A 14,060-nucleotide genomic window follows, 5' to 3' on the forward strand; every position below is an offset into this window, starting at 1 on the left:
CAGGCTCAGTGCTCGTGGACGAGGGTGGTATCTGCGGCGGTGAGGTGATCGCTTGCGATGCGGCCGGATTTAAGGCGGATGATGCGGTCGCACTTGGCCGCGAGCTCGTTGTCGTGGGTTACGATGATGAGGGTCGTGCCCTGCTTTTGGTTCAGCTCGAAGAGGATGCGCTCGACCTGCTCGCCGGTCTCGGTGTCGAGGTTGCCGGTCGGCTCGTCCGCGAACAGGATTTCGGGTGCGTTAATGAAGGCCCGCGCGATCGCGACGCGCTGCTGTTCGCCGCCCGAGAGCTGTGTGGGGTAGTGCGTGAGGCGGTGTCCAAGGCCAACCTCGTGCAGGAGTTCTTCGGCGCGGGCATGGACGGTTTTATAGTCTCCGCCACGCAGCTCGACCGGCACCATCACATTTTCGACAGCGGTGAGGGTCGGGATGAGCTGAAAGGACTGGAACACGAAGCCGATGTGCCGGTTCCGGATTTGGGAGAGCTGATCTTCGGTTTTGGTTTCGAGGGCGTGACTGCAGAGCTGAACCGAGCCGGAGGACGGCTGATCGAGTCCGGCGCAGAGCCCGAGGAGCGTGGTTTTGCCGCTGCCCGAAGGTCCGATGATGGCGCAGCTGATGCCCGGCGCGATGCCGAAGGATACCTGATCAAGCACGGTGAGCGCGTTTCCGGCGCTGTTGTAGGTTTTGGTGAGCTTTTCAACCGAGAGAATGTGTTCGGGCATGCGGATTGGGAATAGGAGATGCTGAATTTCGGGAAGGATGAAGATAGGATTGACGCTTGAAAACCGCGCGGCGGGGTGCATCATTCAGGACGTGAACCGGGCGGATGCGGGATACGCGGTCTGAGGGTCAGCGGCTGCTGACCTCCCGGAGGACGGGCGCGAGGTACTGCCACAAGTTGGCGGCGATGATGCGGTGTCCTTCTGCGGTGGGATGAATGCCGTCGGGCAGGTTGAGTTCCGGGATGCCGGCTACATCTTCAAGGATGAAGGGCATGAAGACGAGCTCGTGCGCGTCGGCAAGCTCGCGGAAGATGGCGCGGAAGCGGTCGGTGTATGCGGCCCCCATGTTGGGCGGGGCTTCCATGCCGGTGAGCACAAGGCGCACATCCGCATTGGACTCCCTGACGCGGTTCAGGATGCCGTCGAGATTGCGTTTGGTCACCTCGGGATCAATGCCGCGCAGGCCGTCGTTGCCGCCGAGTTCGAGCACGAACACATCAATCGGGCGACGGAGCATCCATTCGATGCGGCGGAGTCCGGCGGCGGAGGTCTCGCCGCTGAGTCCGGCATTGACGACTTCAACCGCATAGCCGGCTTCATCGGCTTTTTGCTGGATGAGGGCCGGAAAGGCTTCATCGGGATCGAGCCCGAAGCCCGCTGCTATGCTGTCGCCAAAAATGACGACCCGGGGCAGGGGCGTTTCATCGTCATGCGTTGGCGCGAGCGCAGCAAACGATGGACTGAAGGCGCCTACTATTGTGAAGAGCGTCAGTAAAAAAATGAGATGAACAAAACGGGGGTTCAGCATGGCTTGCGTGAAATTAAAATGGATTTTGGAAAAGGCCTTTCGTGGGTAAAAAAAGGGAAACGGATTCGGATACGGATACGGAAGCGTGATTTAGGAATAGCGCGGAAGACTGCCCGGGAGCCACTAAATCCCCAAGCAAGGAGCCCTGAGACCGATTTGGGATGTACCTCCAAACACCGCAGACCTTGATGTTCTCGGAGTTCTACCCAAAAAAAACAAAGTGGAAACCAACGGGATGTCAGAGGCACGGTGACCATGTGTGTACCAGGGATTTGCGGAAAGGCGCTGCGATCGTCGTAAAATCAAGTGCCGCATGAAGCTGAGGTTTTCGATAACAGGAAATTGGTGAACAAGCCTGAACGGGCCATCGTTTGAAGGGCCGTCTTTTATTCTGCAGGCTGCAACAGATTTGCAGGCACTGAATCCGGTATGTAACGGCTATTTTTTCTATATTTGCTGGCTTAGACACCTATTCTTATTTACAAATTCTCAGAAAGGCTTTTAATGTCTTCGCAAAAATTTCAAACGCTGCACGGGATGTTTGATATCCTGCCCGGTGAATCCGAAAAATGGAACTGGTTAGAAACGGTGATTCGGGATACGGCCCGGGAATTTCATTTTAGCGAAATCCGCACGCCCGTGATGGAGCCGACCGAGCTGATTGCGCGGGGTATCGGGCAGCTCACGGATATTGTTTCGAAGGAGATGTTCGGCTTCAGCCGGGGCGAGACCAATTATGTGCTGCGTCCGGAGGGGACGGCACCGGTGGCCCGGGCGTTTGTGCAGCACCGGCTTGATCAGCGGGGTGGGGCGCAGAAGCTGTTTTATATCGGCCCGATGTTCCGTGCGGAGCGTCCGCAGAAGGGGCGTCAGCGGCAGTTTCATCAGTTTGGCGCGGAGCTGATGGGCACCGATTCGCCGCTTGCCGATGTGGAGATCATCCGGTTTATGATGCGGGTGTATGAGAAGATTGGTCTGACCAACGTGACGCTTATGCTCAACTCGGTAGGCGACCCGGAAAGTCGCGCGGCCTATAAATCTGCGCTTCAGGATTATTTTCGTCCGCACCTGTCGGAACTGAGCGACATTTCGCGAACACGTTTTGAGCAAAACCCTATGCGGATTCTCGACTCCAAAGAAGCTGAGGATCAGGCTTTCATCGAAAAGGCCCCGCTCATCACGGATTTTCTTAATGATGCATGCCGGGCGCATTTCGAAGAAGTGAAAGCGCTGCTCACGCATGAAGGCATTGCCTTTACCGAAAATCCGCGTCTGGTTCGGGGTCTTGATTATTACACCAAAACCGCTTTTGAGCTGGTGAGTCCGGATGTGGGCTCGCAGGATGCGCTCGGGGGCGGGGGCCGCTATGATCTGCTGATTGAGGAGATCGGCGGTGCACACACGCCGGCCGTCGGCTTTGCCTGCGGTATGGAGCGGATGCTGCTTGCCTGCGAGGCACTGGGAATTCAGCCGGGCGGCGAACGTCCGCTGGATGTGTACCTTGTTTGCCGGGGTACTGAAGCGCAGCACTGGGCCATGCACGCCATGCCAGCCATCCGGAAAACCGGGCTGAGCTGTACGATGGATTTCTCGGGAAAGTCCATCAAAGCGCAGCTCAAAGATGCCAACCGGCAGCAGGCACGCTTTGCACTCATTATCGGCGAGCAGGAGCTGGCCGATCAGAAGTTCACTTTTAGAGATATGCACGAAAGTACGGAAAACAGCCTGGGTTTTCCGGAGATATTGAGCCGGCTTTCGGGCAACTGAAAGCGCAGGACTGTAGCAGCGAAAGACACCTTATCACTCTTCAAATATACTGTATATGAAACGCTGGATAGCTATCGGTCTATTCTTAACAGCTTTACTACTTGTAGCAGGGAACATGCTGCTCACCCATTATGCCGCCCGCGCGCTAAATGAGGCTTACAGTGAAACGCGGCTGATTCAGGATGGCGCGGAAATCCTGATTCAGTTTAGCAACACCAATATCAGCACGCTCAGAGGTGAAGTTGCGGTTGAGCGCCTGCGGGTTCGTAATCTGGATTCCGGAGATGAGTTCAGGGCACGCACCCTCAGCATTTTTGTCTCTCACCGGGACCTGCTGAATTTGGCCATGAGTAGGGGAAGCGGCGAACGACCTGCTCTCACTGACGGGCGTGTGGAGCTTCGTGATATTGCCGTGCTTAATGCGGAGCAGGAAATGAGGTACACGGCTGCGGTAATCGACGCAAGCGTGAGTGGTGATTTGTTTGAGATGTACGCTTTTGTACGAACCGACTTCCGGAATACGCCTGACCGAAGCCATGATATCCGCATCCGGATGAATGATCTGCGCCCAGGTACGGAACCGCTGCCGTTTATCCCTGCGGCACTGCCCATTAGCCGTCTCGACCGCCTTGTTCTCAACATGAACTATGATCATCTGGCCGACGCCTTTCAGGTAAGTCAGTTTGAAATCAGTGTCGGGGCTGACCGTATCCGGCTCGACGGACGGCTGACCGATGTTTCAGCGATAAGTGCCCTGGGCAGCGATGCCGAAGCAGCGGAGACGTTTGTGAGACCGGTTCTGACCGCCAACATGCGCATCACCCCGGTCAGGCCGCAAATCCCGATTGGAAACGACGGCATGGCCGTTCATTTCCGGAGTTTTGACGCTTCTTTTGAAGGTCCGCTCACCGGCGGGCTGAGTCCGCAGGTGCTGCTGCAAACTGAATTTTCTGAGGTTCATTTCGATATTGAAGAACTCAGCATTTTCCCGCCCGAAACCTTCACCGAAACTTTTGGTCAGCCGCTCGGATTTTTGGGCGTATCAAGCGATCGGTTCTTTGTGCCCGGGCTGAATGCGGCCTACCGTATTACGGATAACGTTGCCACCATCAGCCGGTTCAACATCGGGAATCCTTTTGCGGAGGTTGGCATTTCAGGGCAGCTCCTTCGCGATTCCGGTACGGGGATGTGGCAGTGGGACGACGCCCGTCTCAATATCCGGCCTATCACAGAAGAAGCGGAGAGTTTTATCAGGATGATGACATCTTTCTTCAACCTGAGGCTGCCCCAAACCGACGGGGCCTTCAGTATCCCGATAACAGGTCCGCTGCAATCGCCGCGTCTGCAGGGTCTGAATTTGTAAGCCGTTTTTCCTTACTTAAACGAAAAAGGCTTTTGAACTGACGGTTGAGACCGCTTTGTTCAAAAGCCTTTTTTGTGTTTAGTCAGCAAACTAAGCCCCTTCAGTTCACCGGTTTGGGAAGAGAATCCTTATGCAATTCTTTAAATTTGGCGAGGCCTTCTTTACTCATGTAACGGGAAAGAATTTTCTCATCTGTCTTGGTAAGGTCAACAAGGATGAGGCCGTCGAGGGCATCGGCGAAATCCGGATCGATATTGAAGCCGAGTAGCTTGCCGCCAAGTTTCAGGTACTGCTTCAGCAAAATCGGGACGCCCTTTTCATCGGGCTCAATTTTAGATACCATTTCGGAGACATCATCGATGTCGATTACTTCACCCGAATTTTTGGCAGGCTGCCATCCGACTTTTTTAGAGGTTTTGAAAGGGATGCGGGGTTTCACATCTTTGGCCAAATCGGGCAGAAAATTGCTCACGGTGAGAAACTTGACCATCAGGTTGCGTGAGCTCGTTTCATAATCGTTGCTGATGCTTACCGGACCGAACAATATGCGGTATTTCGGATGCAGCGCCACGAAGTGCCCGATACCTTTCCAAAGCAGCAGGAGCGGGGCGAAGGAGCGCTGATAGTGCGGCGCAACGAACGAACGCCCCATTTCAAGTGCCGGGTTCAGCTTTTTGAGCAGGCCGGGCTTCATGCGAAACAGGGTTGTGGTGTAAAGTCCGCTCGCGCCCTGAGAAGTCAGAATTTTATCGGTTTGTCCGAGACGGTAGGCGCCAACCAGCTCTTTTTTCTCCCGCTGCCACACAAACAGATGCAGGTAGTGTTCATCGTATGCATCGAGGTCGATAGATTTTCCGGTGCCTTCATCCGTGGCCCTAAAAGACACTTCCCGAAGCCGCCCGATCTCCCGCATAATGTTTGGAATCTGAGCATGGGCGGCATAGAAGACGTCGTATTCGTTGCTGGAAAGCAGCAGCTGCTCTTTGCCTAAGGCAGCGATATCCGCTTCGAGCTTTTCTACCGGCAGGGGATCAATAATTTTCTCATACTTCTGCTTTGCAGACGCTGCTGCTTCCCTGCGGATACTTGACTCTTCCGGCTGATCGTCCACAATACTCTGCAGCAGGTAGGTACGCTGCTTCAGGTAGCGGGTAAGCTCGGGCGTACTGCTGAACCCTTTGAGCTTGCTTGCCGTGATAAGCTTGCCAAAACGTACTTTAATGGTTGCATTTTCCTTGTTGGAAAACTGACGCGGCAGCAGCAAGGTGCGGAGCCGGGGATGAATCAGCCCGGCCGTCTGGAATAGCGGGCCGTTGGCGCCGCAGAAAAAAATCGGCAAAACCGGGCTGCCCGATTTTTGAATAATTTTGGTGATGCTGTCTTTCCATTCGGGATCATGAATGGTTTTCTCGCCCCAGTTTCTGTGCGAGACTTCCCCGGCAGGAAATACGCCGAGGCACTGATCATTTTTCAGCAGGGCCATGGCAGCTTTCATGGCGCCGAGGTTTTCCCGGATGGCTTCTTTCGTTTCAAAGGGATTTACAAAAAGGAACAGATCCCGAAGTTCAGGTATACGCTCCAGCATAAAATTGGCAAGGATTTTGGCATCCGGTCGCACCTGTTGCAGAATTGACCCCAAAATTACCCCTTCTATCCCCCCGAACGGATGATTGGCCACAATCACAAGCTTGCCGTTTTTAGGAATGCGCTCAAGATCACGCTCATCAAATACAAGGGTGATGTTCATCGCTTCGAGCAGCTTGGTGCTAAAGTGTGCATCACCGGGAAGGGCCTTGGCACGGCTGTGAATATCGTTAAGTCCTTTGAAGTCCAGAACTTTTTCGAGAGGAGCGCGGAATAGTCTGAGTGCTGTTCGCAGCACAGGCGACTCAGGCTCAAAGTCCAGCTTAAAAATCCTGTCCGACTCGTTCGGGTTTCCCTTCATGCGATCAAAGTATAAATATGCTTAAAAGTAAAACGGGTGGCGTTTTGCGGTTCAGTAACACGCCACAAAAGCGAAAAGGTGACAATAAGTATAATTGGACTAATATAAAAGAATTCAGCCTAAAACCATGTTTGCGGATTTACCTGAATACAGCCGCCGAAACCGGCCAACGCAACACAGATTGAGAAGCCCGCTTTTCTTCCCTAAATTAGGCAAATATGCTTCAGACCTGCCGTCTGAGGCCTACGCTTAACGAAACCTTAATCCGACTTACAATCTGTTCGTGAAAACTATTCAGTCACCGGGCGATCCCGTCTCCAAAAGCCTGTTTCAGCGATTCAGCGGCCCGCAGGAATATGATCCCGAAAACGAAGACTCTTTTGGGCCGGCCGAAGAGGTAAAAGATAAGGTAGAGGAGCCGCCCCGCTATGTTGTTTATCTTTTGAATGATGACTACTCGACCTTTGATTTTGTGGTTCATGTGCTGGTAAGCATTTTCCGGAAGTCTGTTGAAGACGCCATCCGCATCACCAATGAAGTGCACCACAAAGGCAAGGGGGTGTGCGGCATGTACACCCGTCAAATTGCAGAAACAAAAATTATGCTGGTTGAAGAAGCAAGCAGCTCCGCCGGATTCCCGCTACGGGCCGTAATGGAAGAAGCCTGACCCGCACCATTACAGATATTTTCCACCCCTTTTTTCATTTATGATCAACAAGAAACTCGACAGCGCCCTTAAAAATACCTACACCATTGCCAAGGCGCAGCGACATGTGTATGTCTGCCTGGAACATCTGCTTCACGCCATGCTTCAGGAAGATGAAGGCCGCCGGATTTTGCACAACTGCGGTGCGGATACCGAACGTCTCACCCGCGATATCAAATCTTTTTATAAGGATCTGGAAGTCAGTGAAGAGACAGATTACGATCCGGTTCATACCGTAAGCTTTAAACGGGCGCTGCACAAAGCGCTGGTTCATGCCCGCAGCGCCGATAAAAGCGAAGTCACCATTGGGGATATGCTCATCTGTATTTTTGATGAAGATGAGAGTCACGCCTGTTTTTTCCTGCGCAGGCAGGGCGTAAACCGCATCGATGTGCTCAACTACATCTCGCACGGCATTACCAAGCCGGGTATTGAACCCGAGTTCGACGGCTCAGGCGAAGATGAGACCGCAGACACAGCCTCCGGCAGCCCGTATGCCGACGAAAGCGAAGAAGCCGGTGAGGACAGCCGGACAAAGTCCGGTAGCAGGAAAAAGCCAGGTTTCCTGGAACAGTTTACCGAAAACTGGACGGCGCTTGCCAAAGCGGGCAAGTTCGATAAAGTCATCGGACGTGATCTCGAGATTCAGCGCAGCATCGAAATTTTGTGCCGCCGCATGAAAAACAATCCGATTTATGTGGGTGACCCCGGTGTCGGGAAAACGGCCATTACCCGCGGACTGGCGCAGCGTATCGTGGACGGAGAAGTGCCCGAACGGCTGCAGGACTTCACTATTTATGCGCTCGATCTCGGCAATCTGATCGCGGGCACCCGCTACCGCGGCGATTTCGAAGCCCGGCTGAAAGGCGTACTCAACGCCCTCAAGAAACAGGAAAGGGTGATTTTGTTCATCGATGAAATCCACACCATCGTCGGTGCGGGGGCGGCGGGCGGCAGTACCATGGACGCCGCAAACCTGCTCAAGCCCCTGCTGGCCGACGGCAGCCTGAAATGCATTGGCGCAACGACCTACGAAGAGTTCAAAAATGTGTTTGAAAAAGACCGTGCGCTCTCCCGCCGCTTCCAGAAAATTGATATTGCCGAACCGGACGAACAGGTCGCCATCAGTATTCTGGAAGGGCTCAAAGAGCCTTTTGAAAAGCACCACAGCATTAAATATCAGCCGAGCGCCATTGAAGCCATGGTGCGGCTTTCGGCCCGCTACCTCAACGAACGCCGGCTGCCCGATAAAGCCGTTGACGTGCTCGATGAAACCGGCGCTCAGGTTTCCCTCAATCATCCCGAACGCAAAACCGTCACGACCAAAGACGTAGAACTGCTCATTTCCAAGATTGCGCGCATTCCGGTGCAGTCTATTTCCTCCGAAGAAAAAGAAAGCCTGAAAGATCTTGAGACCAAGCTGGGCAACAAAGTTTTCGGACAGGATCAGGCCATTCATGCGCTTGTTACAGCCATCAAACGGCACCGTGCGGGTCTGGGGCACGCCACCAAACCTATTGGCTCTTTCCTCTTCAGCGGACCGACCGGTGTTGGTAAGACCGAGCTTTGCAAGGTGCTGTCCGCGGAGCTGGGCATTGAACTGATCCGCTTCGATATGAGTGAGTACATGGAAAAGCACACGGTTTCCCGGCTTATAGGAGCGCCTGCGGGATATGTCGGCTTTGAACAGGGCGGACTGCTCACCGAAGCTGTGCGCAAAAATCCCAACGCCGTTTTGCTGCTTGATGAAATTGAAAAGGCCCATGCTGACCTGTTCAGCATTTTGCTGCAGATTATGGATTACGCGACCCTCACCGATAACACCGGCCGCAAAACCGACTTCCGCAGCGTGATTCTGGTCATGACCTCCAACCTGGGCTCCCGGGAAATGAGTAGCACGGCGATAGGCTTTGCCGGGGCAGGGTTTGGCAGCAAGGGAAATCCGCTGAAGGCCATCGAACAGCATTTTACCCCGGAATTTCGAAACCGTCTTGACGGCACCGTAATTTTTGATCGCCTCGACGAACGGGTTATTCTCAAAATAGCAGATCGTCAGCTCAGCGAACTGAGCGCAATGCTATCCGAAAAGAAAGTGGTGCTCACCGCTGATGACTCAGCCCGGCAGTGGCTTGCGCAGCACGGTTATCAGCCGGCCTATGGTGCACGACCGATGGGGCGCCTGATTCAGGAAAAAATTAAAGACCGGCTCGTTGATGAAATCCTTTTTGGCCGTTTACAAAATGGCGGCGAAGTGCGCCTTTACAGCGAAACGGATGAGCTAAAGTTCAGTTTTGACGCATAAATCAGAGCCCGTCATTTACAAAAGCACTCTTTATGTAAGCGCCCGACAACCCGTCAGGCGCTTATTTTTTGCCCAAACCACACAGATGTAGAGATTTTTATTTACAACCCAAAGCCCATCAAAACAGCTTTAATTCTACAAAAACGGGGATTTATGACTAATTATTAGGACTCTGCTAGCTCAGCGTTTACGACTTTAATAAAACAAAATATTTATAGGGGGAACTGTTTACTTTCAGGATAAGTTTACGTAGCTTTACACAAAGCTTAAGTCAGGGTATACAAGAATTCTACCGCTTCTCAACACTGTTTTGAAAAGCGTTTCATTATCAATTGGACTCAGTCATGTTAAATCGTAATACAACCCTCTCTTTTTTCATCTTTGTTGCTTTAATGATTTTCATCATCTCGAAAATCTTTCTTAGCGACTCACACGACAGCGCTTCATTCACGCCTCTTTTCACAGAAACTGAAATCCAGATGCTGAATGATTACGAAAGTTCCCTCTATCAGCCCTTAGGATCCACAAAAATCTCAGGCGAAGCATTCAGGTTCTTCAATTATTTTGAAATTCCCGAATCCGTAAAGAACGACTATGAGTTTACATTCTACCTGCTTGAGTTCAATGATATCAGGGAAATTCATGCATTCGGATTTAACCCTTCCACCAATGCTTCCTTCATCAAATCAAAAGCCCTGCAACCGGGTTATGCTATTTAACGCTTAATCAGATTCTCTCCACAGGCAGTTTTTCAACAAAAGCTGCCTTTTTTATTTCTTGAAATCACAGACAGCTGCTCGCTTCGGTCCTTTACATAAAATGTTCTGATCGAATCATGCAGCCGCTTCAGGTTTAATAAGAACAAAGACAGAAGCGTGTAACAGGGTAGTGCGTTCATATGATGCTTTTCAGACTACGCAGGGGAAATTTCAATGGTCAGCAATCTCATCCCTTTTAAATTGCTGCTCCGTCACTTCAGCTAAACATAACATTATCAGTGTTTTGGGAATCAAATCAAATCCTACTCTGATTTCTGCGGGTTAAGTGCGAATATCATTAAATTGAGCAATTCATTTTAATTCGTACACATCCAAAACGCTTTTTTATTTTGAAATATACCCTACGACTCTTTTTCAGTCTGCTTTTTATAGCGGCGACCGTGATTGAGTTGCGTGCGCAAGATATTGTGCCGCAATGGATTCGCTATCAAACCATATCGCCCGACGGACAGCACATAGCTTTCACCTACATGGGCAACCTTTACCGCGTGCCTGTTGAAGGGGGCGAAGCCCGGCAGCTTACTTTTCACGAAGCACACGATTTTATTCCGGTCTGGAGCAATGACGGCTCACAAATTGCCTTCGCAAGCGACCGCTATGGCAATTTTAATGTGTATGTGATGGATGCTATGGGCGGAACAGCCTCGCGACTGACCTTCCATTCAAATGACGAATTCCCGTACAGCTTCAGTCACGACGATCAGCACGTCATTTTTGGCGCAGTACGTCAGGATCGTGCAGAACACCGTCAGTTTCCGTCTCCATCGCAGCCGGAACTGTATCAGGTACCGGTTGAAGGCGGCAGGGTCGGGCAGATTTTCACCATACCCGCCGAATATGTTCAGGTGAGTACTGACGGCAGCCGTATGCTGTATCACGACAAAAAAGGCGGCGAAAATGAGTGGCGCAAACATCAGAAATCTGCCATCGCCCGTGATATTTGGATATATGAAAGCGAAAGTGATACGCACCGGCAGCTCACTTTTGTAGAAGGGGAAGACCGGCAGCCTGTTTTCAATACTGATGAATCGGCTTTTTACTTCCTGAGTGAGCGCAACGGCAGTTTTAATGTGCACAAAATGTCGCTTACGGGTTCAGAACCCGCTGAGCAAATTACCTTCTTTGAGCTGCACCCGGTACGTTTTCTGAGCTACGCGCAGGGAACCCTTGCTTTCGGCTGGGACGGCGAGCTCTACACCATGCAGGAAGGCGAAGAACCGCAAAAAGTGGACGTCCGCATTCGCACACAGGATACCCGCAACACCGACAGTATTATCACGATCAACGGCGGTGTGCAGGAAATGGCGGTCTCCCCCAACGGAAAGGAAATTGCATTCATCGCACGGGGTGAAGTTTTTGTAACCTCTACTGACGGTGCCTTCACCAAGCGCATTACGAACACCCCGCAGCGCGAGCGCTTCGTCACCTGGAATCACGACGGCAGTGCGGTCGTATATGCGAGCGAGCGCGACGGACAGTGGCATATTTTTGAAACCCGCCGGGTACGCAGCGAAGAGCCCTTTTTCTACGCAAGCACCCTGCTCGAAGAACAGATTGTGGTCAGCGACAGCGTAGATGCCTACCTTCCCTCCTTCTCCCCTGACGGCAAACATCTTGCCTACATCGCCGGACGGCGAACCCTGCGGGTGATGAACCTCGAAACCCGTGAAACGCACGACCTGCTCGGTCCCGAAGACCTCTTCCACATGCAGGACGGCGACCAAAGCTTTTCGTGGAGTCCGGACAGTCAGTGGATTCTCGTGAGCTGGCGCAAGCTGCTTCACAACGCCGAAGTACTGCTGCTCGCCGCCGACGGCAGTGAAAGACACAACCTCACCGAAAGCGGATTCATGGACTACAGCCCGAAATGGGTGGGCGACGGCGACCGGATTCTGTTCTTCACCAACCGCGACGGCCTCCGCAGTTTCGCGACAAGCGGACGCAACGAGCTTGACGCATACGGGATTTTCCTCACAGGGGAAGCCTGGGATACCTTTAATCTGAGCGAAGATGACTACAAGCTCATGCAGGCGGTGCAGGGAGCGCTGAACGGCGACGGCGACGGCGACGACAGCAATGACAACGGCGACAGCGACACAACGCTTACGTTCGAGCTCGACAACATCCGCGATCGTATGGCGCGCTTCACCATTCACTCAAGCTCCATCAGCGATGCGGTGCTTTCCAAAGACGGGGAAACGCTGTACTACCTCACCCGCTTTGAAGACAACGCTAACCTTTGGGAAACCAACCTCCGCACCCGCGAAACCCGGCAGGCTATTCGTCTGAACGTGCCCGGTGGCAGCCTGATGTGGGATAACAACATGGAAAACCTCTATCTCCTCGCACGCGGCTCCATTTCCCGACTGAACCCCTCTGCGGGTACCCAAACCCCGATCCGTATTGCCGGAGAGATGACCTTTGATGCCGCAGCTGAGCGCGAACACATGTTCGAGCACGTGTACATCCGCACCAAAAACGTCTTCTACGAGCCAACTTTCCACGGGGTGGACTGGAGCATGCTGCATGAAGAGTACAAAAAATATGTGTCGCACCTGGGCAACTCCTACGAATTTGCAGAGATGATCTCCGAGATGATTGGCGAGCTGAATGTTTCGCATGCCGGCGCACGCTTTTCCCGAAATATTCCCAACGGCGATGCTACAGCTTCCCTTGGCATTTTCAAGGATTTCGATTTTGAAGACGACGGAATCCGTATTGTGGAAATTATGGAAGGCGGTCCGCTCGACCGGGCCGCACTGCGGCACATCAGAGCCGGCATGATTATTGAAAAAATTGACGGGGAGCTCGTAAGTGCCGACCGCGATGTAGCCTCCTTCCTGAACCGCAAAGCCGGGGAATTTGTCCTCCTTGACATTGTTGATCCGGAAACCGGGGAGCGTCATCAGGTAACGACCAAGCCCATCACCCTGGGGCAGGAGCGACAGTTGCTGTACCGGCGTTTTGTGCGTATTAATGAGCGGGAAGTTGACGAGCTGAGCGGTGGTCGCCTGGGCTATGTGCACATTCCCGGCATGAGCGACGGGCCGTTCCGCAGCGTGATTCATGACATGCTGGGCCGCTTCGCAGATCGTGAAGCCGTAATTGTGGATGCGCGCTTCAACGGCGGCGGCGATCTTGTGGCCGATCTCGCCATGTTTTTTACCGGCGTGGAATTCAACCGCTACGCGACCGAAGACCGGGTTGTGGGCGGCGAACCAACCTCCCGCTGGACCAAGCCTACCCTCTCCATGCACAATGAAGCCATGTATTCTGACGGCCATTGCTACGCAAGCGCCTACACCGAGCTGGAACTCGGCCTTACAGTCGGCATGCCTGTGCCGGGCACCTGCAGCTTTGCCGGCTGGTCTGCGCTGCCCGACGGTACCCGCTGGGGCGTTGTACCCATCAGCGCGCGCAACAAAAGCGGCGAATGGATGGAGAACAACCAAACCGAACCGATCATCCGCGTCAAAAATATGCCCGGCTTCATTGATCAGGGCACAGATCAGCAACTGATGCGTTCTGTGGAAGCCTTGCTCGAACAACTGGACGGCGAAGCCTACGAGTAGTTTCCGCTTAGCATGATCAGCACTTCTCTGTCAAAAAGGGATGTCCCATCGGCGGGACATCCCTTTTTTGCTTCATACGGGCTACGCACGGAA

9 protein-coding genes are annotated in these 14,060 nt (G+C 53.0%); 6 read left to right on the top strand and 3 right to left on the bottom strand.

Annotated features, from left to right (window positions below; all coding sequences use genetic code 11):
- Positions 1 to 5: 5 nt before the first annotated feature.
- On the bottom strand, positions 6 to 725 hold the full coding sequence (locus CYPRO_RS13480; protein WP_114985811.1) for an ABC transporter ATP-binding protein: 720 nt from the start codon (positions 723 to 725) through the stop codon (positions 6 to 8).
- A 127-nt stretch (positions 726 to 852) separates the two neighbouring features.
- Positions 853 to 1,533: an arylesterase gene (locus CYPRO_RS13485; RefSeq protein WP_114985112.1), complete on the bottom strand. Its 681-nt coding sequence runs from the start codon at positions 1,531 to 1,533 to the stop codon at positions 853 to 855.
- A gap of 504 nt (positions 1,534 to 2,037) precedes the next feature.
- Here CYPRO_RS13485 and hisS point away from each other — a divergent pair.
- Both hisS and CYPRO_RS13495 read left to right on the top strand, forming a co-directional pair.
- Positions 2,038 to 3,300, top strand: a complete 1,263-nt coding sequence (hisS, locus tag CYPRO_RS13490) for a histidine--tRNA ligase (RefSeq protein WP_114985113.1) — start codon at positions 2,038 to 2,040, stop codon at positions 3,298 to 3,300.
- A 55-nt stretch (positions 3,301 to 3,355) separates the two neighbouring features.
- Positions 3,356 to 4,663 carry a hypothetical protein gene (locus CYPRO_RS13495; RefSeq protein ID WP_124245626.1) on the top strand — a complete coding sequence of 436 codons (1,308 nt, stop codon included), beginning with the start codon at positions 3,356 to 3,358 and terminating at the stop codon, positions 4,661 to 4,663.
- Positions 4,664 to 4,763: 100 nt separating this feature from the next.
- On the opposite strand, the gene CYPRO_RS13500 is transcribed toward CYPRO_RS13495, so the two are convergent.
- Entirely contained in the window at positions 4,764 to 6,608 is a 1,845-nt protein-coding gene (locus tag CYPRO_RS13500) for a lysophospholipid acyltransferase family protein (protein WP_114985115.1), read from the bottom strand.
- 283 nt (positions 6,609 to 6,891) lie between these two features.
- Here CYPRO_RS13500 and CYPRO_RS13505 point away from each other — a divergent pair, with 283 nt between their 5' ends.
- The 4 genes from CYPRO_RS13505 to CYPRO_RS13520 all read left to right on the top strand — a co-directional run bounded on the left by CYPRO_RS13505 (position 6,892) and on the right by CYPRO_RS13520 (position 13,967).
- Positions 6,892 to 7,275, top strand: a complete 384-nt coding sequence (locus CYPRO_RS13505; RefSeq protein ID WP_240644761.1) for an ATP-dependent Clp protease adaptor ClpS — start codon at positions 6,892 to 6,894, stop codon at positions 7,273 to 7,275.
- A 40-nt stretch (positions 7,276 to 7,315) separates the two neighbouring features.
- Complete coding sequence (gene clpA, locus CYPRO_RS13510; RefSeq protein WP_114985116.1) at positions 7,316 to 9,616, top strand: ATP-dependent Clp protease ATP-binding subunit ClpA; 2,301 nt, start codon at positions 7,316 to 7,318, stop codon at positions 9,614 to 9,616.
- Between the two features lie 344 nt (positions 9,617 to 9,960).
- Positions 9,961 to 10,335 (top strand): hypothetical protein, encoded by a 375-nt coding sequence (locus CYPRO_RS13515; protein WP_114985117.1) that lies wholly within the window; start codon positions 9,961 to 9,963, stop codon positions 10,333 to 10,335.
- Positions 10,336 to 10,724: 389 nt separating this feature from the next.
- Positions 10,725 to 13,967, top strand: coding sequence for a S41 family peptidase (locus CYPRO_RS13520; RefSeq protein ID WP_333472977.1), 3,243 nt, complete (start codon positions 10,725 to 10,727; stop codon positions 13,965 to 13,967).
- Positions 13,968 to 14,060 lie beyond the last annotated feature (93 nt).

Source organism: Cyclonatronum proteinivorum (genome assembly GCF_003353065.1).
GTDB classification, from domain to species: domain Bacteria; phylum Bacteroidota; class Rhodothermia; order Balneolales; family Cyclonatronaceae; genus Cyclonatronum; species Cyclonatronum proteinivorum.

What these genes read in the sequence shown, in the direction of transcription:
- CYPRO_RS13495 (WP_124245626.1), top strand. Translation starts at nt 3,356, where the DNA reads ATGAAACGCTGGATAGCTATCGGTCTATTCTTAACAGCTTTACTACTT.
- CYPRO_RS13480 (WP_114985811.1), bottom strand. Translation starts at nt 725, where the DNA reads ATGCCCGAACACATTCTCTCGGTTGAAAAGCTCACCAAAACCTACAAC.
- hisS (WP_114985113.1), top strand. Translation starts at nt 2,038, where the DNA reads ATGTCTTCGCAAAAATTTCAAACGCTGCACGGGATGTTTGATATCCTG.
- clpA (WP_114985116.1), top strand. Translation starts at nt 7,316, where the DNA reads ATGATCAACAAGAAACTCGACAGCGCCCTTAAAAATACCTACACCATT.
- CYPRO_RS13515 (WP_114985117.1), top strand. Translation starts at nt 9,961, where the DNA reads ATGTTAAATCGTAATACAACCCTCTCTTTTTTCATCTTTGTTGCTTTA.
- CYPRO_RS13485 (WP_114985112.1), bottom strand. Translation starts at nt 1,533, where the DNA reads ATGCTGAACCCCCGTTTTGTTCATCTCATTTTTTTACTGACGCTCTTC.
- CYPRO_RS13500 (WP_114985115.1), bottom strand. Translation starts at nt 6,608, where the DNA reads ATGAAGGGAAACCCGAACGAGTCGGACAGGATTTTTAAGCTGGACTTT.